The organism is Telluria sp. BA11 (assembly GCF_056680305.1).
In genome coordinates this window covers 3,853,588-3,872,612 of sequence record NZ_CM155275.1, presented here as the reverse complement: position 1 = coordinate 3,872,612, position 19,025 = coordinate 3,853,588, and the positions used below count along the sequence as shown (strand labels likewise).

7 protein-coding genes are annotated in these 19,025 nt (G+C 63.7%); 4 read left to right on the top strand and 3 right to left on the bottom strand.

What is annotated here, in order from left to right; all coding sequences use genetic code 11:
- Nucleotides 1–4,128 (bottom strand): YhdP family protein, encoded by a 4,128-nt coding sequence (locus AC1MGT_RS17010; RefSeq protein ID WP_499501162.1) that lies wholly within the window; start codon nucleotides 4,126–4,128, stop codon nucleotides 1–3.
- Nucleotides 4,129–4,336: 208 nt separating this feature from the next.
- On the opposite strand from AC1MGT_RS17010, the gene glnE reads away from it, so the two are divergent.
- The 4 genes from glnE (at nucleotide 4,337) to map (ending at nucleotide 14,437) form a co-directional block, all read left to right on the top strand.
- A complete protein-coding gene (gene glnE, locus AC1MGT_RS17005; protein WP_499501161.1) occupies nucleotides 4,337–7,084 on the top strand; it encodes a bifunctional [glutamate--ammonia ligase]-adenylyl-L-tyrosine phosphorylase/[glutamate--ammonia-ligase] adenylyltransferase in 2,748 nt (915 codons plus the stop codon).
- 306 nt (nucleotides 7,085–7,390) lie between these two features.
- A complete protein-coding gene (locus AC1MGT_RS17000) occupies nucleotides 7,391–10,264 on the top strand; it encodes a TonB-dependent receptor domain-containing protein (RefSeq protein WP_499501160.1) in 2,874 nt (957 codons plus the stop codon).
- A gap of 409 nt (nucleotides 10,265–10,673) precedes the next feature.
- Nucleotides 10,674–13,514 (top strand): TonB-dependent receptor domain-containing protein, encoded by a 2,841-nt coding sequence (locus tag AC1MGT_RS16995; RefSeq protein ID WP_499501159.1) that lies wholly within the window; start codon nucleotides 10,674–10,676, stop codon nucleotides 13,512–13,514.
- A gap of 155 nt (nucleotides 13,515–13,669) precedes the next feature.
- Nucleotides 13,670–14,437: a type I methionyl aminopeptidase gene (map, locus tag AC1MGT_RS16990; protein WP_499501158.1), complete on the top strand. Its 768-nt coding sequence runs from the start codon at nucleotides 13,670–13,672 to the stop codon at nucleotides 14,435–14,437.
- A 104-nt stretch (nucleotides 14,438–14,541) separates the two neighbouring features.
- Here the strand turns inward: map and AC1MGT_RS16985 are convergent, their stop codons facing one another.
- A complete protein-coding gene (locus tag AC1MGT_RS16985; RefSeq protein ID WP_499501157.1) occupies nucleotides 14,542–17,427 on the bottom strand; it encodes a TonB-dependent receptor domain-containing protein in 2,886 nt (961 codons plus the stop codon).
- 507 nt (nucleotides 17,428–17,934) lie between these two features.
- Nucleotides 17,935–18,945, bottom strand: a complete 1,011-nt coding sequence (gene gap / locus AC1MGT_RS16980; RefSeq protein WP_258836371.1) for a type I glyceraldehyde-3-phosphate dehydrogenase — start codon at nucleotides 18,943–18,945, stop codon at nucleotides 17,935–17,937.
- Between the last annotated feature and the right edge of the window lie 80 nt (nucleotides 18,946–19,025).

Below are 19,025 nucleotides of genomic sequence, written 5' to 3'. Positions count from 1 at the left end.
TCATTCCTTGCTGGCGGTGGGGGCGGCTGGCGTGCTGACAGGGATATTGTCAGGTCCGTTGGGGATTTTGGTAATGGTCGGCGATTTCCACGGCCCTGTCACCTGCATCTGGTAAGTCAGCGCCTTCATCACCGGTGCGCGCAGGAACAGCTGGGCCAGATAGCCGCCCAGGCCCAGCACCGGGTTGACGGCCAGGCCGTACACGAGCGGGCCGGTGCCCAGATTGAATTCCGGGATCACGACCACGCGCAGATTGGTCGACTCGTTGGCGATATCGGCCGTACCGTTCATCAGCACGGTGGCCGCCACGCCATGCATCCTGAGGTTATCGGTGCGCGCCACGCCGCGTGTGATCAGCGCGTTGGCCGTGATCCCATCGAACGCCAGGCCATCGGAAAACACGTCATGGAAGTCGAGCTTGAGCAGGCGCGGCAGCGCTTGCAGGCTGAGTACACCCAATAACTTGGCTGCGCCCGGGTCCTGCTTCAGGAACTGGCCCGACTCCACATTCATCTCGATCTGGCCCGACAGGCTCGGGATGTCCATCGCATACGGCAGGCCGGCCCACGAGATATCGCCGCGCAGGTAGCCGTTGCCGCGCCCGATTGTCTCCGGGAAGCCCACGCGGTCGAGCAGGCGCCCGGCATTGTCCATGTCGAGCGCGAAATTCAGGCTGGTATTGCTCTTGCCATCCTTGGTCAGCCAGCGGCCCGATGCGTTCAGCTTGCCATCGGGATTGTTCAAAGCAAGGCGGTCGATGCGCCACTCGCGCCCGGCCAGTGCGCGCACATTGCTGGCATTCAGTTCCAGGCGTCCCAGATTCTTGTTGAAGAGCTCGAAGCGCTCGGCCACGATGTCGAGCGACGGAATGCTGGCCGTGGCGCCCTTGTTCGACTCGAGCAGGTCCTTGACCTCGGCCTCGGCCGATTCGGGGATCACAAGCGACGCCAAGCGCGCCGTGACCTTGCCCAGGCCGCTGGGCGTTTCGGCCCAGGTCAGATAGCCACTGGCCTGGCGCGAGTGCAGGTTGGCGCGCCACGTGTCGCCCACATGGGTAGCGCCAATGACCACGTCGGCCACGCGTCGCTCGCCGACCGTCAGTTCGCTGACGCGGCCGGCCACCACGGCCGGCAGCACGTACTGGGTGACATCGGCGCTGCTGGCGGGGGGTGCGTCCGCTGCCGGGGAAGTCGATTTTACGTCCATGCCGGCAATGGCGCGGCCCGCCGCCAGCCAGTGGTCGACGTTCAGCGCCTTCATGTCCAGGTGCACCATCAGGCCCTGGTCCGGGCGCGGCGCCGGCACGTTGACGCCAATGCCGCCATGGGTCACGCGCCAGGCGCCCTTGCCCTGCTTTTCGCGTTCGTACCGCGCGGCCAGGCTCTGCCCCACGCCGACGCGGATGACGTCGCGCGCCAGGCCCTCGACGGTCGGCTCGCCCTCGAGCACGAAGTGCAGCGGCAAGTTCGCGTCCTGCACCTTGTTCAGCGGCGCCGGCAGTTCGATGCCCAGTCCGGCCAGCGCTGAATCGATCGTGATCGTGCGATGCCCGGCCTTGACGACAATCTCGCCCCGATACGGCGTGCTGCCCGACAGGCGTTCGGCCAGGCGCCCCAGCGCCGGCGCTGGCGCCGTGCGGCGCATGCCTTCGGCCGACAGCGTGCCGGCCAGCGTCACGCGCGTGCTGCCCTCGGGCGTCGTGCCGCCGCCCACTGCCAGCGGCGCACCCAGGAAATCGGCGCCGACGCCTTCCAGGCCAAAGCCATGGTCGTGGAACGCAATCTTGCCATGGGCATTCTGCAGCGCCGGCAGTTCGGGGAACAGCACCACGTCGTTGCCCTGCAACTGCAGACTGCCCTGCACTTTCGCTTCGTTCATGTGCGACAGCGGCAGGCGCAGCTTCAGGTCGAGCTTTGCGTTGCCGGTGCCCTGCGTGTCTTCGGTAAAGTGGCCGATCCAGCCCAGTACCGGCGTGGCGGCCACGTAGCGCAAAAATTCCTGCAGCGGCCCGGCGCCGGCGCCATCGATTTCCAGCATCATCTTGTCATGCGCACCGAGGTCGGGGATCACGGCCTTGACGTTCGACAGCGCCACGCCCAGCGTGCGCAGCGTCTTGCCGTTGATTTCCATGCGCGCGCGGTCGAACACGATGCGCCCGTCGATCGCTTCGGCCAGCGGCCATAGCGGCGTACCGTCCGGATGGCGATGGCCAGGTGCGTATTCGAGCCGCGCACCGGCCAGGCGGCCGGCGACGCGAAATTCGCCCGTATCGGCTGTCTTGAAAGGAAACTGCGCGAGGTCGCCGCGCAGGCGCAGCGTGGTGTCGTGCAGCTGGCCGCCCTGCAGCGCGCCCACCAGCCAGTCGTGCAGGCCGTGTGGCGTGGCCAGCGGCAAGAAGGCGCCGATCCTGTTGATCGGGAAACCGTCGAGGCTGCCGGTGAAGTCGGCCGTCCCTGGCCCGTGACCGGGCGTGAGCGGCATGATGTGGCGGCCCGAGACCGAGCCCTTGAACGCGCCCTGCGCAAAGTCCAGGTCGTCGATATCGACCTGCAGCTGCCGGCCCGCGTCAAACTGCCAGCGCGCATCCAGCACCAACCGGTCGAACGGCATGCGCGGTTCGGCGAACCAGGCCGGCATATTCAGGGCAAATTGCTGCGAATCGAGTTTGACGCTGCCGGCGCGCTCGTTGGCGTCGATGCGCCCGCTCAGGTTCTCGAAACCGGGTGTGGCGGCCCGTCCCGGGCGCGCGGCCTGGGCTTTGAGCGCCAGCCCGGCGACGTCGCCGCGGATCCGCCAGCCCGTCACGCCGGGATAGCGCCCATCCCATTCGACGCGGACATCCTGCAACACGCCGCGCGGCGCGTAATCGGCCAGCAAGCCGCGCTGCACGGGCGAGATCGGCAGGTACTGGGCCAGCGCCGCCAGTGCGCCGATATCGAGGCCCTGCGCGCGCAGCGTGCCTTGCTCGGGCTTGCCGTTCGCAGCAGGTCGCCAGGTCTGTTCGAGTGTGGCCGGCGGCAAGGCGCGGCCATCGCGCGCCACCACCGTGAAACCGTCGAGCCGCATCGCGTGGCCGTTCGCGCCGAAGGTGGGCTTGCCGTCACCCTTGCCACTCAATAGCGTTTCGCGCGCGCTCAGACGCCCCGACACGCGCGCCAGTTGCAGCGGCGCGATGTCCGGGCCCAGGCGCGCGTTCACACCGGCCAGTGCCAGGTCGGCGGTGAAACCCGCCAGGCGGGCCTGGTCGACGTTGATCCAGGTGCGCAGCGAGCCACGGCCCCGTTCGAGCTGGATCGGATAATCAACGAAGCGTTTCCACGCGCCCAGATCGACGTCGCGCAGGTCGGCGTACAGCTCGCCCTTCCAGCGAGTGACGTCGGACGGCTGCTGGCCGAAGCGGTGCCGGAAGCGCGCACGGATGTCGACCGGGCCGCCCAGCCGCGCCGGCGGCGTCGCCGTCAGCGCCAGGTGGTGCGCACCCCAGCGGTTGAGCAGCGCCAGCGTGACGCCCTGCAGCGCCAGCGGCGGCGTGCCGCGCAGTTCGTCGACCCAGTCGACGCGGCCATTGCGGATGACGATTTCGCGCTGGCGCAGCAGCCAGTCGGCGCCGGCGCCATTGCCCTGCTGCTGCTCGAGCCGCACGCCGGCCACGACCAGCACGCCGTCGCGGCCGCGCCGCACGGCAAGGCGCGGGCCGATGATTTCGAGCGATGCAAACCGGGGTTCGAGCGCGGCGATGCTCCACCAGCCGACCGTCGCGTTGACTTGTGGCAAGGCCAGCACTTGCCGGCCCCGGCGGTCATGCAGGCGCACGTCGCGCAGCGACAACGCCGGGCGCATGCCATGCCAGGACGCCGCCAGCTGTGAGATCGTGACGCGGCTGCCGAGCGCATTGCCGGCCACGCGCTCGATGTCGCTCTTGTACAGATCGATGTTGGGAAGGATGGCATAGCGCAGCACCAGGAACAGCACGGCCAGCGCGAAATACACGATCAGCAGCAGCTTGACGGCAAAGCCCAGCACATGGTGCGAGGCCAGGTTCGCGAAGCGATAGCACGCGCGTAACCGGCGCCAGCGTACGGCCAGCGGCCGGGACGCGGACGTCGCCTGCGGATCCGGGTTGTGCATCAAGGTGCTAATAACAAAGGCTCGCCGAAAAATGTACAGCTCAAAAAAACAGGTCGCTTGCGTGCGTTGCGGCGTCTACCTTACCATCGGTGCTGACCCGGGCAGCAGCGACGGCCTGTTAGCAGGTCATTTTAACGCATCGACTGCCTGCCGGCCCCGACTAATGGCCTATTGAAACGGCCATCCATCGCGTTTCCCAGGATCAACGATGACCGAAGTTTCCCCTGCACCACAGCCTGTCCCAGCCACCGTTCCTGTCACCGCGTCGCGTTTCGTCGCGCGCTGGCTGGGCGCCGCGCCCGAGCGTGCAGAGCAGCTCGCCAGCCTGTCCGCCGTATCGCTGGCCGACGCCGATTTCCGCGCGCTGCTGGAGGGTGAACTGGCCAAAGGATTGCCACTCGAGCGCGCGATGCGCCGGGTGCGCAACCTGTTGATCTCGACCATCGTTGCGCGCGATCTCGGCGGCCAGGCCGACCTCGATGAAGTCGTCACCGCAATGACAGCCTTTGCCGACTTCGCGATCCAGACCCATGTGGCCAGCCTGATGGCCGAGCTGGTCGCGGTGCACGGGATGCCGGTGGGCGAGGATTCGGGCCGCCCGCAGCACCTGATCGTGCTGGCCATGGGCAAGCAGGGTGGCGGCGAACTCAATGTGTCGTCGGATATCGACCTGATCTTCGTGTACCCGGAAGACGGGGACACGGCCGCCGTAGCCGGCCAGCGCCAGTTGTCGAACCACGAATTCTTCATCCGTCTCGGGCGCCGCCTGAGCGCGGCCTTGTCCGAAGTGATCGAGGACGGCTTCGTGTTCCGGGTGGACATGGCGCTGCGCCCCAACGGCAAGTCGGGCCCGCTGGCGGCCAGCTTCGGCATGGTCGAGGAATACCTGATCGTCCAGGGCCGCGAATGGGAGCGCTATGCGTGGGTCAAGGCGCGCGCCGTCACGGGCGAGCCGGACGACATCGCGGCGCTGGACGCGATCGTGCAGCCGTTCATCTTCCGGCGCTACCTGGACTTCGGCGTGATCGACGCGATCCGCACGATGCACGCCCAGATCCGCGCCGAGGTCAAACGCCAGGAGCGCCTGCATCCCGAGCGCAGCCACAACGTCAAGCTGGGCCGGGGCGGCATCCGCGAGATCGAGTTTTTGGCGCAAGTCTTCCAGCTGATCCGTGGCGGGCGCGATCCGGCGCTGCGCGAGCGCTCCACGCGCAAGACGCTGCTGCTGCTGGCCGAGCGTGAGCTATTGACGGTCGACACCGTCGAACGCCTGCTGGCTGCCTACACCTTCCTGCGCAACCTCGAACACCGCCTGCAATACCTCGAAGACGCCCAGACCCACACGCTGCCGGCGAGCGACGACGACCGCCTGACCGTGGCGCGCATGATGGGCTGCCCCGATGAAGCCACGCTGCTCGCGCTGCTGGAAGAGCAGCGCACCTACGTCGCGCAGCAGTTCGACGCCATCTTTGCCGACAAGGAAGCGCCCGACCAGGATCCCGACGCGCCGGCGCTGGTCGACGACCTGGACAACCTCGACGCGCTGACTGAGCGCCTTGCCGGGCTGGGCTTCAACGACACGCGCGCCGCCGCCGGCCGTCTGACCACCACGCTGCAGGGCGCGCGCCTGGCCAGCCTGCCCGACTTCAGCCGCGTGCGCCTGCTGGCGCTGGTCGAGGCCGCCCTGCCCCTGATCGCCACCGTCGTGAAGGATGCCGGCATGGGCAGCCACGCCGCCACGCTGGGGCGCCTGCTCGACCTGTTCGAGGCCATCGCGCGCCGCTCGGCCTATCTGGCGCTGCTGACCGAATACCCGCACACGCTCGAGCGCGTGATCCGCATGATCAATGCCAGCGGCTGGGCCGCGACGTTCCTGACCCAGCACCCGATCCTGCTCGACGAGTTGCTGGACGACCGCAACGCCGGCGCCGAAGCGCTGCCGCAACTGGCGGCCACCCTGGATACGCAGCTGACCGACGCTGCCGGCGACACCGAGCGCCAGCTCGACATCCTGCGCGAGACGCACCATGCGCAACTGTTTCGCCTGCTGGCGCTGGACCTGGCCGGCGAACTGTCGGTCGAGCACCTGGCCGACCACCTGTCGGCGCTGGCCGATACGATCGTCGGCGCGGTGGTCACGCACGCCTGGCGCGCGGTCAATGGCCGCCACCGCGAGGTACCGCGCTTTGCCGTCATCGCCTACGGCAAGCTGGGCGGCAAGGAGCTGGGCTATGTGTCCGACCTGGATGTGATCTTCCTGTACGAGGACGACGACGGCGACGCGCCGCCCCTGTACGCCCGGCTGGCCCAGCGCTTCATCACCTGGATGACGGCGCCCACGCCGGCCGGGATCCTGTTCGACATCGACATCGCCCTGCGTCCGGACGGTGCCAGCGGCATGCTGGTGTCGTCCATCGCCGCCTTCGAGCGCTACCAGAGCGAGGCGGCCTGGGTCTGGGAACATCAGGCACTGACGCGGGCGCGCTTTTGCGCCGGCGACGCCGCCATCGGCGCGCGCTTCGAGGCGATCCGCGAACAGGTACTGCGCAAGGACCGCTCTGACCAGGCAGCAGTACTGAAGAACGAGGTCGTGCAGATGCGCGCGCGCATGCATGACGCGAACCTGAACCGCAGCACCCAGTTCGACCTCAAGCAGGATGCGGGCGGCATGATCGACATCGAGTTCATCGTGCAATACCTGGTGCTGCGCCACGCACACACCTACCCGCAGCTGACCGCCAACGTCGGCAACATCGCCCTGCTGCACCTGTGCGGCGAGCTGGGCCTGATCGACGCGGCCCTGGCCAGCCAGGTCGCCGCCGCGTATCGCGCGATGCGCAAGCTGCAGCACAGCGTGCGGCTGCAGGGGCACGACAAGACCCGGGTCGATCCGGCCCAGGTGGGCTCCCATCCCGATAGCGTACTGCGCCTGTGGCACGCCTGTTTTACCGATTGATTCCATGCGCACCACCCTGGTGCGCATGATTTTTCTCTGCACTACCTCCATCCAGAAGCAGTATTGATTGCACCCCAAAAGCACACGCAAACTGCTGACTTTTTAGTCAATTAATTTCTTTTTGTTAACTGTTGTATTTGCAACAGAAATGCTCTCCTGACATATTGACACCCGTCAATACCGAATGGTTTGATACCTGAGGGGTATGTACGTCCAACAAAAAGTATTGCCATTTGTTGAACACACCTCAGTTCGCCGATCAATCATAAGACTGCCCCGCAGCACGGGGCTCAGGATGGAGAGCACATGCAACAACGTACCAAGATCGCACTCGCCGTGACGCTGGCGCTGACGTCGATGACCGCCATCGCACAAGAGACCTTGCAACGCGTCGAGGTGACGGGTTCCCGCATTCGCCAGGTCGACCTGGAAACGGCGCAGCCGGTCCAGGTGATGAGCCAGGAACAGATCCAGAAGAGCGGCCTGGTGACCGTGGGTGACATCATCAACAGCATGTCGTCGGCCGGTGTACCAGCCTTCTCGCGCGGGTCGTCGCTGGGCGCGAGCCGCGAACAGGGCGGCCAGTTCCTCGACATGCGCAACCTGGGCGCGCAGCGCCTGCTGGTGCTGGTCGATGGCAAGCGCTGGACCCAGTCGGTCAGCGGCTATACCGACATGTCGACCATTCCGTCGGCACTGATCGAGCGCGTTGAAATCCTGAAGGATGGCGCCTCGTCGATCTACGGTTCGGATGCGATCTCGGGCGTGGTCAACATCATCCTGAAGAAAACCATGCAGGGCGGCCAGGTCAGCGTGTACCACGGCCAGAACGAAGAGAACGACGGCAAGACCAAGGATTACTCGGTCACCTACGGCGCCGGCGACGACAAGGCGTCGCTGCTGTTCGGCCTGACCCATACCGACCAGGGCGGCGTCTGGGCGCGCACGCGCGACATCACCGCCACCACGAACGGCCCGACGCGGCCGAATTCGGCGCTGGGCAGCGGCCCGTGGGGCCGCATTCGCCAGGTCAGCCCGACCGGCGCCGTCACCGGCTTTGACCGCGTGCTGAACCACACCGGCGGTCCGCTGGGCGATGGCGTAGGCCAGGATTCGCGCAATCCGGCCAACTACCACACCTTTGCCAATGCGCCGGCCGACCTGTTCAACTCGACCAGCCAGATGCACTTTTTGACGCCAAGCAAGCTGACGTCGCTCTTCGTCAAGGGCGAAGTCGAACTGCCGGCCAATATGCGCTTCAAGACCACCGCGATGTACGCCGACCGCAAATCGTCGCGCACGGTCGCCGGCTATCCGCTGAGCTCGACCTCGCAGTCGAAATTCCCCGTGTATGTCGACAAGGACAGCTACTACAACCCGTACGGCAACGCCGTGGCCGGCGCCGGCAATGGCCAGGACCTGTTCTTCTACCGCCGCACGATCGAAGTACCGCGCGTGACCGACAACAGCAACCGCAGCCTGCACATTGACGCCTCGCTCGAAGGCGAGTTTTCGCTGCGCACGCTGCCGTGGAACTGGAGCGTGGGCTACAACCACAGCAAGGTCGACGGCCAGGTGACCGGCTATGGCGACCTGAACCTCATTAACCTCAAGCGCGCCCTCGGCCCGTCGTTCCGCAATGCCGCAGGCGTCGTTCAGTGCGGCACCGCCGCTGCGCCGATCGGCCTGGGCGAATGCACCCCGTGGAACATCCTGGGCGGCCCGTCGGCGTCGACCCCGGAAGCGCTCGAATACGTGATGTCGACCGCCCAGGCGACCTACAGCTCGGTCGTCAACAGCGCCACCGCGGACCTCAGCGGTGAACTGTTCACGCTGCCAGCCGGCGCCGTCGGCATCGCCGGCGGCATCGAGCACCGCGAAGTGCGCGGCGACGACGTGCCGGGCCAGTTCGAACGCTCGGGCTACTCGTCGAGCCTGGCCGGCAATCCGACCTACGGCCGCTACACGGTGCGCGAAGCCTACCTGGAAGCGAACATCCCGCTGCTCAAGGACGTGCCATTTGCCGAACTGCTCAGCCTGAATCTGGCCTCGCGCTACTCGGACTACTCGAACTTCGGCTCGACCACCAACAGCAAGGCCAGCTTCATGTGGAAACCGGTGCGTGACCTGCTCACGCGCGGCACCTACGCCGAAGGCTTCCGCGCGCCAACCCTGGGCGACACCTTCGGCGGCGGCTCGCAGACCTTCGCCAGCTACCTCGACGCCTGCGACAGTGTCGTCGGGGAAGCGGCCGTCAACCCGACCGTGGCCCAGCGCTGCGCGGCGCGCGGCGTGCCTGCCGGCTTCCGCCAGAAAAACCAGACGGGCGCGAACGTGCCGGCCACCGGCGGCCAGACCCCCTTCCCGTTCACGACCGGCGCCGGCAACAGCTTCCTGCTGCCCGAGACCGCCAAAACCCGCACGCTGGGCCTGGTCCTGAGTCCGTCGAGCGTGCCGGGCCTGTCGGTCTCGGTCGACTGGTTCAACATCAAGATCGACAACCTGATCACCGGCGTGTCGGCCACCGACACGATCGAAGAGTGCTTCCTGTACAACGTGGAAAACTTCTGCTCGCTGATCACGCGTGACGCCAGCGGCCAGGTCATCGATCTGCAGATCGGCAACACCAACCGTGGCAAGGTCGAGACCGAAGGCGTCGACGTGGCAATCAACTACCGCCTGCCACGCACGGCCTGGGGCCAGTTCGGCATCCGCAGCGAAACGACCTACACCGACACGTACAAGCAGCAGTCGACCCCGGATTCGGAATGGGTCGAATACGCCGGCGAATACGACACGTTCCGCGTCAAGTCGAACACGTCGCTCGACTGGAACATGGGCAACTGGAGCGCAACCTTCACGGCCCGCTTCTACAGCAGCCAGAAAAACCGTTGCTTCTCGCTGACCCTGCCAGGCGAATGCTCGGACCCGACCGCCAAGACCAGCTGGGGCACGGGCTACACCCGCGCCAAGGAGATGTGGTACGGCGACCTGTCGATCGGCTACGCACTGCCATGGAACGCCAAGCTGCTGCTCGGCGCGAACAATATCTTCGACAAGAAACCGGTCATCAACTACAGCGCAGGCTCGGCGACCGGCGGCAACTCGTCGTCGTCGTCGGTGAGCCCGGAATTGCCGATCGATCGCTTCGTCTACGTGCGCTACAACCAGGCGTTCTAAGTACTAACCACACAAACCGCAATTTAATTGCGCGAAAAGCCCGACCGGCGCAAGCCGGGCGGGCTTTTTTGCATTCAGCCAAACTTAGATCAGCAAGTAACCGCACAGTCAATTACATGTGGCATTGAAAATCCGTAAATACACATTTCTGCAACAAAACTGTCACATTCTTCCCCTTCCGGTGTGTATGCATTGACAGTGAAGTACCCCGAATGGTTTTATTGCTGACTTGAAAAGTCGTTTAACCAAATTAGTTGGCGTTTTTCAGCGAGTCGCTCCGCGACATTTTTCGGTGGCAGGTCCTTACCCAGGTCCCGCCGCGCATACACCCTAGGAGTTCTGCAACATGATGGAAACACTCTTGTCCCGTTCGGTCCGCGCTATCTGCCTCGGCGGTATGACCCTTGGCATGACCGCTGCGATCGCGCAGGAAGTCGCTGCGCCACAGCGCGTCGAAGTGACCGGTTCGCGTATTCGCCAAGTTGACCTGGAGACGGCACAGCCGATCCAGATCATGAGCCAGGAACAGATCCAGAAGACCGGTCTGGTGACCGTCGGCGAGATCCTGAACAACCTGTCGTCGGCCGGTGCGCCTGACTTCTCCCGCTCGGGTTCGCTGACTTCGAACAGCGAAATCGGTGGTCAGTATGTCAGCCTGCGTAACCTGGGCGCGAACCGCCTGCTGGTGCTGGTCGACGGCAAGCGCTGGACCCAGTCGGTCGATGGCTACACCGACTTGTCGACCATTCCATCGTCGATGATCGAACGCATGGAAATCCTGAAGGATGGCGCTTCGTCGATCTACGGTTCGGATGCAATCGCAGGCGTGATCAACATCATCCTGAAAAAGAACATGCAGGGTGGCCAGCTGTCCCTCTACACTGGTCAGAACGAAAAGAACGACGGCAAGAACAAGGACTTCTCGCTGAGCTACGGTGCCGGCGATGAAAAAGCGTCGCTGATGTTCGGCCTGTCGCACACCGAATCGGGTCGTGTCGGCACGCAAGCACGCGCGATCACCTCGACCCAATACGGTCCGGATCACCCGTTCGACGGCCTGGGCGCTGGCCCATGGGGCCGCATCACCGCAGTGAACCCGCTGACCGGTGGCTCGCTCACGAGCGCCGCAGCTGGCGGTTTCAACCGCTACCTGAACCACACCGGCAGCTATGACGGCCAGGGCGTCGGCGCGAACTCGCGCGACCCGAACAGCTATCACGCTTACACCGGCAACAACGACGACAAGTACAACTCGACCCAGGACATGGACTTGCTGATCCCAAGCAAGCTCGACACCCTGTTCGTCAAAGGTGAAGTCGCACTGCCGAAAGACATGCGCCTGAAAACCACTGCGATGTATTCGCAGCGTACTTCGCAACAGCAGATCGCCGGCTACCCGCTGCAGTCGACCTCGCAGGCGAACTACCCTGTCTACATCGACAAGGACAGCTACTTCAACCCGTACGGCAATTCGGTTGCCGGCGCTGGCCTGGGCCAGGATCTGTTCTTCCAGCGTCGTACCATCGAACTGCCACGCCGCACTGAAACCGAAAGCCGCACCCTGCACATCGATGCCACCCTCGAGGGTGAATTCATGGTCAAGGATCTGGCGTGGAACTGGAGCGCTGGCTATAACCATAGCAAAGTGTCTGGTTCGCAATTCGGCACCGGCAACATCAACCTGCTGAACCTGAAGCGCGCTCTCGGCCCGTCGTTCATGAACGCCAATGGCGTCGTTCAGTGCGGTACCGCAGCCAACCCAGTCGGCCTGTCGACCTGCACCCCTTTCGACATCCTGGGTGGCCCATCGGCATCGACGCCTGAAGCGCTGGCCTACATCAACTCGACCGGCCAGTCGACCTACGGCTCGACCGTCAACAGCGCCACCGCCGATCTGGCAGGCGAACTGTTCCAACTGCCAGCCGGCGCACTGGGCCTGGCCGTCGGTATCGAACACCGCGAAGTCAAGGGCCAGGAAGTTCCAGGCCAGTTCGAGCAATCGGGCTATTCGACCGACCTGGCAGGCAACCCAACCTACGGTCGATACACCGTGCGTGAAGCGTATGCCGAGCTGCAAATCCCGGTCCTGAAAGACCAGCCATTCGCAGAACTGCTGAGCTTTAACCTGGCCACCCGCCACTCGGACTACAGCAACTTCGGCGTGACCAACAACAGCAAAGCCAGCTTCATGTACAAGCCGGTCAAGGACGTGCTGTTCCGCGGTACCTGGGCTGAAGGCTTCCGTGCACCAGCACTGGGCGACACCTTCGGCGGTGGTTCGCAGTCGTTCGACACCTTCCTGGACCCATGCGACACTCGTTTCGGCGAAGCCGCGAGCGATCCAGCAGTCCAGGCACGTTGCGCCGCCGCAGGCACCAACGCCAACTACCGTCAGCTGCTGCAGGCCGGCACCCCGATCACCAGCACCAACGGCACCCAGTCGCTGGTGGCGTTCAACACTGGCGCCGGCAATGCGTTCCTGGAACCGGAAACCGCGACCACCAAGACCGTCGGTTTCGTGTACAGCCCATCGTTCGTGCCGGGGCTCACCGTTGGCCTGGACTGGTACAACATCTCGATCGAGAACCGCATCACCCCGATCAGCGCGACCTACGTTGCCAACGAGTGCTACGTCAACAACAGCTCGAACTTCTGCTCCGTGATCAAGCGTGACCCGACCACCGGCCAAATCACGACCCTGTCGCGCGGCAACGCCAACCTGGGCGAGATGGAAACCGAAGGTCTGGACATGTCGATCTCGTATCGTCTGCCACGCACCGCTTACGGCCAGTTCGCCGTCCGTAACGAAACGTCGTACGTCGACAAGTTCCGCACCCGCAGCGGTGCCGAGTCGGAGTGGAACAACTACGCCGGCGAGTACTTCTACAACCGCGTGAAGTCGAACACCAACCTGGACTGGGCACTGGGCAACTGGAACGCTTCGTGGGGCTTCCGTTACTACAGCCCTGTGAAAGACCAGTGCTGGGATCGTGCAGAAGGCATCGAGTGCAACATGCCTGACTTCGAAGCAACCTTCGGCACCGGTGCCAACAAACTGGGTTCGGTCACTATCCATGACGTGAGCGTCGGCTACAAGACCTCGTGGGATGGCCGCTTCCTGGTCGGTATCAACAACGTCTTCGACAAATCACCGCGTATGACGTACAACACCCAGGCTTCGGCTTCGTCCATTGACGCCGACCTGTCGCTGGACCGCTTCTTCTACGTCCGCTACACCCAGAACTTCTAATGGTGCGGGGTCGCAAGACCCTGTCCTGAAGTCCTGACCGAATGCCCGCCCGGCCCAGCCTGGCGGGCATTTTTACATCCCTGCCCTGCCCGCCTTGCGACTACGCTGTATCATGGCGGTTTGCCTGCGGCGCTGCCGCGTCACTCCCTCCCCGTATGACCATCAAACTCAAGAACGACAAAGACATCGCCAAGATGCGTGTGGCCGGCCGCATGGCTGCCGAAGTGCTGGACATGATCAAGGAATTCGTCGTGCCCGGCGTCTCCACCGAAGAACTCGACCGCCGCTGCCACGACTACATCCGCAAGGTACAGAAGGCCACGCCGGCCAATATCGGTTACCACGGCTTCCCGAAAACCCTGTGCACGTCGATCAACGGCGTGGTCTGCCACGGCATCCCGAGCGAGAAGGACATCCTCAAGGACGGCGACATCGTCAATATCGACGTGACCGTGATCAAGGATGGCTGGCATGGCGACACGAGCCGCATGTATTTTGCCGGCACGCCGTCACCCGAAGCGAAGAAGCTGGTGGAGGTCACCTATGACGCCATGATGGCGGGCATTCGCGCCGTCGGCCCGGGCGCGCGCCTGGGCGACGTCGGCCACGCGATCCAGACGCTGGCCGAAGGCGCCGGCTTCTCGGTCGTGCGCGACTACTGCGGCCACGGCATCGGCCGCGTCTACCACGAAGAACCGCAGGTGCTGCACTATGGCCGCAAGAACACGGGCCTGCTGCTCAAGGAAGGCATGACCTTCACGGTCGAACCGATGATCAATATGGGTGAAGACGACGTGATCCAGCTCGACGATGGCTGGACCGTGATGACGCGCGACGGCTCGCTGTCGGCGCAGTGGGAACACATGCTGGTGGTAACGAAGAATGGCGCCGAGATCCTGACGCCGTGGCCGGACCAGCGCTGACCGGTAGCCGCTGAGGCCACAACGGACAAGGGCCGGAACCGCATGCGGTTCCGGCCCTTTTTCTTACCCGCCAGGCCAGGCCGGGTAAGGATCGTCGTGGATGCCTAGAAGCTGTAACGGGCCGACGCGGTAAAGTAGCGGCCGTACGGATTATGCAATCCCTCGTTGTAGCCGGCCAGTGGCGCACCGGCCGTGGCGCCATAGCGCGGGTCGAACGGCGCCGCCTTGTCGAACAGGTTCTGGACGTTGAACGTCAGCGACAGGTTCTGGATGCCAGTGTAGGTGTAGCCTACGCCGAACCGCACCCACTCCTTGACCTTGCAGTCCGGGAACTCAGCAAGATAACCCGGTACGGTGATGCTGGCACTGGGCGCACTTGGGCTGGTGGCTGGCTGGTAGTGGCAGAACGCCGTCTCGTAGGTGGTCTGGTTGTCGTACTTGCGCAGCAGCGAAACCGGGCCGGTGTAGTTGACGTTGGCACTGAAGGCATGCGCACCGCGGGTCAGCGAGGCAGACAGACTCGTTTTCCAGCGCGGCAAGTCAATGCCACTACTCAGGTTCCAGTCAACCAGACCGGCATTGTAGCCAACCAGATTGTGTTCCGGGTCGCCCGGCTCTTGCTGCAGCGTGTACGAGTGCAGGTAAGCCGACGTGAGCTTGGCGCTGAAATTGCCCCAGTCGCCCAGATTCTTGCGGAAGGCAACGTCAATATCAATGCCCTGCACTTCCACCGAACCCTTGTTCAGCCACGGCTGGCGCACCGTCAGCAGCGGGCCGGTGCCCGGGATCGGGTTGCCGGCAGCATCGGTGATGAAGTTGGCCGGCGTCTGATCGCGCACGATCAGGTCGGGATTGGTGTCCTCGTCGCGCAGCGCGTCAAACGCCGAACCGAGTGCCACCTCGCCTTCCTTGCGGATCTTGAAGAAATCCAGGCCGATATCGAAGTTCGGGGTTGGCGAGAACAGGATGCCGAAGGTATAGCTCTTCGATTCTTCCGGCTTGAGGTTCGGGTTGGCGCCACCGGTGCCGGAGGCCGACTTGCGGCAATCGACTTCGGTCGCGTTGGGTTTTGGCGTCACTTCATCGCTTTCGCAGCGGCGTGGGTCATACAGGTTGGTGAGGAAGAATTGCGCGCCCCCTGGCGTCACCTGTGACAACGCCGGCGCCCGGAAGCCTTCGGAGTAGCTGCCACGGAACGCAAGGCTGTTGGTCGCCGTCCATTTGGCACCCACCTTCGGCACGAAGTTGGTCTTGATGCCCGGATACTTGTCCCAGCGACCGGCAAAGTCCATCTCGAAATTCTTGAAGAACGGGGTGCGCACTTCGACGAAGGCCGACTTGACGTCACGCTCGCCATCGATGATGGTGTTGGCCAGGCCATAGATCTGACCGGTTGCCAGCAACTCGCCAGGATCCATCTGCAATTTTTCACGGCGCGCTTCGGCGCCCACCGCGACGCCGATCGCGCCGCCGCCCAGCTGGCCGAACTGGGTATTGGCCTTGACATCGAAATGCGTGATCGACGATTTGTCGTCGCTCTGGGTCCTGCGGAACAGATCCGGGTTGGCCGAGAGCTGCGCCAGCGTGGCGCCGGCGTTCAACTGGCGCAGCACCGGCAGGTACAGGCGGCCCTCGTAGCTGTCCTTGCGGCGTGCTTCGTTGTAGAGCAGGCCCACTTCCCAGTCCCAGTTGAAATGCGAACCTTGCAGGCCCGTGAGCAGGCGTCCCTGTTCATTGATCGTCTCGGTGCCCCGCGGGGCGTTCTCGAAGCGGTAGGCCACCGAGGCGCGCGCATTCGGGAACGGGTTGTCGGGGTGGCCGGCCGGCAGGATCGTCTGGTAGCTCGGTGCCACGCCGGTCGCCGTGAAGTTGGTCACCGGCGTGGTATTGATCGTGATCGGATTGGCCGTGTACAGGCGCTCGGTGCGGGCGTAGGCGCCCTCGACGAAGGCGCGCACGTTCGGGCCCAGCTTGATCGTGCCGCGGCTCAAGAGACTGGCATCCTTGCCCTCGCCCGTGCCTTCCAGGTTCTGGTTGGTGTCGTAGTTACAGAACGTGCGGTCCACGAACACGCTGGTCGCGGCCAGGCCCATGGCCGTCGAGCCGGTCAACTGGCGCGCCGGATCGCAGTTCGTGCTCAGGCGCAGGCGGTCGGCGGCGTTGGCGCGGGTCGCAGTGAACTGGCCAGAGCCCGGCGCGGTTTCGCGGTAGAACGCGGGCGCGCCTGAAATCGTGCTGCCATAGGGCGTGGCGTAGCGCTTCGACAGGCGGCGGTACTGATCGAATTCGATGTCCTTGACGTTTTCGCGCAGCACGCGGTCACGGTCGGACAGGTCGGCCGTGAAGAACACGTTGTAGCCATCGGTGTCCAGGTCGCCCGTGCCGGCAACCACGTTGACGCCCTTGCGCTTGAATTCGTTATCATCGTTGGCGCTGACGCGCGCGGAGAGTTCGGCGCCCTTGTAGTTCGAGCGGGTAATGAAGTTGATCACGCCGCCAATCGCATCCGACCCGTACACGGCCGAGGCGCCATCGCGCAGGATCTCGACGCGTTCGAGCGCGGCCAGCGGAATCGCATTGAGATCGTACAGGGTCGAGTTGCCATCGTTCGGATCGGCATAGGCGACCGGCGTCATGCGACGGCCGTTCAGCAGGATCAGCGTGGAACTGGACGACAGCCCGCGCAGGGAAGCGGTCGACACGCCACGGGAAAACCCGCCGTCATTGGTGTCGAGATTCACGTCCGAACCCATCGACGGCACCAGACGGATCAGCTCGGTGACCGTGGCGGCGCCGGTTTCGCGAATATCCTTCGCCGTGATGACCTGGATAGGCTGGGTGCCCTCCTTCTCGGTGCGCTTCAGGTTCGAACCCGTGACGTACACGGTCTGGGCACCCTCGCTGCCGGCGTTTTGCGCCGACGCGTAAGGGGACGTCGCAATGGCCATGGCGACCAAAATGACGCTGTGTTTCAGGACAGGCGGCTTCATCGATTCCCTCTTTCTGCGTTTATATTTATTAGAGATACTCGTGCATGACACGTACATACACGCAATAAGTTTCGCAGATGGAATCAAGAAAGAAAATGATTAATATAAATAAAATTCATTTTGCCAACGATGTGTTGCTTTTTTCAAACACCAATTTTTATTCGAATAAATCGATGAAATCGTAATATCTATATTACCTATTTCATCTTAAGCCAAATTATCAGGATCGGTCGTCACGCTGGACAGGATTCCCCGGTCACACCAAAAAGGCCCAATTTCGACCATTAAGGGTGCAGACAGGTGCGATCCATGCAGCATGGTTCATGACACGCCGCTTCTGTTATCCGTAGTGGCCAAACGGCACCAAACGAGTGCATTGCCGAACGGGGGCAGCATGCGCCCAACCGTACGGCGCATCGCGCACAAATTCGGCACCCTCGGGCTGCGACAGGCGAAAAAAAACCCGGTTGCTGGCAGCAACCGGGTTTTCAGTGAAGCGCCAGCAGATTACTTGGCGTTCATCAGCGCGACGGTGGTGTCGAGCATGCGGTTCGAGAAACCCCACTCGTTGTCGTACCACGACGTCACTTTCACCAGGCGGCCCGACACTTTGGTCAGGGTCGCGTCAAAGTTCGACGACGCCGGGTTGTGGTTGAAGTCGACCGACACCAGTGGCTCGGTCTGGTACGTCAGGATACCGTTCAGTGCGCCGTCGGCGGCCGTCTTCATGATCTCGTTGATTTCATCGACGGTGGTGTCGCGCTTGGCGATGAAGGTCAGGTCGACGATCGACACGTTGATGGTCGGCACGCGGATCGCGAAGCCGTCCAGCTTGCCGTTCAGTTCCGGCAACACCAGGCCGACTGCAGCAGCAGCGCCAGTCTTGGTCGGGATCATCGACTGCGTGGCCGAGCGGGCACGGCGCAGGTCTTCGTGCATCACGTCGGTCAGCACCTGGTCATTGGTGTACGAGTGCACGGTGGTCATCAGGCCGGTTTCCAGGCCGATGGCGTCATGCAGTGGCTTGACCAGCGGGGCCAGGCAGTTGGTGGTGCACGATGCGTTCGAAATCACGGTGTCCGAGCTCTTGAGCACGTCCTGGTTCACGCCGAACACGATGGTTGCGTCGACATCCTTGCCGCCCGGGGCCGAGATGATGACTTTCTTGGCGCCGCCCTTGATGTGGGCCGATGCCTTTTCTTTGGTGGTGAAGAAGCCGGTGCACTCGAGCACGACATCGACGCCCAGCTCGCCCCATGGGATTTCCGCAGGGTTGCGCTGCGCGAACACGCGGATTGGATCGCCGTTCACGATCATGTTGTCGCCTTCGACCGTGACGGTGCCAGGGAACTTGCCGTGGGCCGTGTCGTAGCGGGTCAGGTGGGCGTTCGACTCGGCATTGCCGAGGTCATTGATCGCCACGATCTGGATATCCTGTTTCTTGCCGCCTTCGTAGAATGCGCGCAGGATATTGCGGCCGATACGGCCATAACCATTGATTGCAACTTTGATCGTCATGCTTGGCTCCTAGTAGAAAAAAAACTTTTTCGTAACGAACATAGTAAAACGGACCATCCCTTCGGGACAGTCCGTTTTCT

Excerpts from the sequence above, each read along its gene's own strand:
- AC1MGT_RS17010 (WP_499501162.1), bottom strand. The coding sequence starts at position 4,128 with ATGCACAACCCGGATCCGCAGGCGACGTCCGCGTCCCGGCCGCTGGCC.
- glnE (WP_499501161.1), top strand. The coding sequence starts at position 4,337 with ATGACCGAAGTTTCCCCTGCACCACAGCCTGTCCCAGCCACCGTTCCT.
- AC1MGT_RS17000 (WP_499501160.1), top strand. The coding sequence starts at position 7,391 with ATGCAACAACGTACCAAGATCGCACTCGCCGTGACGCTGGCGCTGACG.
- AC1MGT_RS16995 (WP_499501159.1), top strand. The coding sequence starts at position 10,674 with ATGACCGCTGCGATCGCGCAGGAAGTCGCTGCGCCACAGCGCGTCGAA.
- map (WP_499501158.1), top strand. The coding sequence starts at position 13,670 with ATGACCATCAAACTCAAGAACGACAAAGACATCGCCAAGATGCGTGTG.
- AC1MGT_RS16985 (WP_499501157.1), bottom strand. The coding sequence starts at position 17,427 with ATGAAGCCGCCTGTCCTGAAACACAGCGTCATTTTGGTCGCCATGGCC.
- gap (WP_258836371.1), bottom strand. The coding sequence starts at position 18,945 with ATGACGATCAAAGTTGCAATCAATGGTTATGGCCGTATCGGCCGCAAT.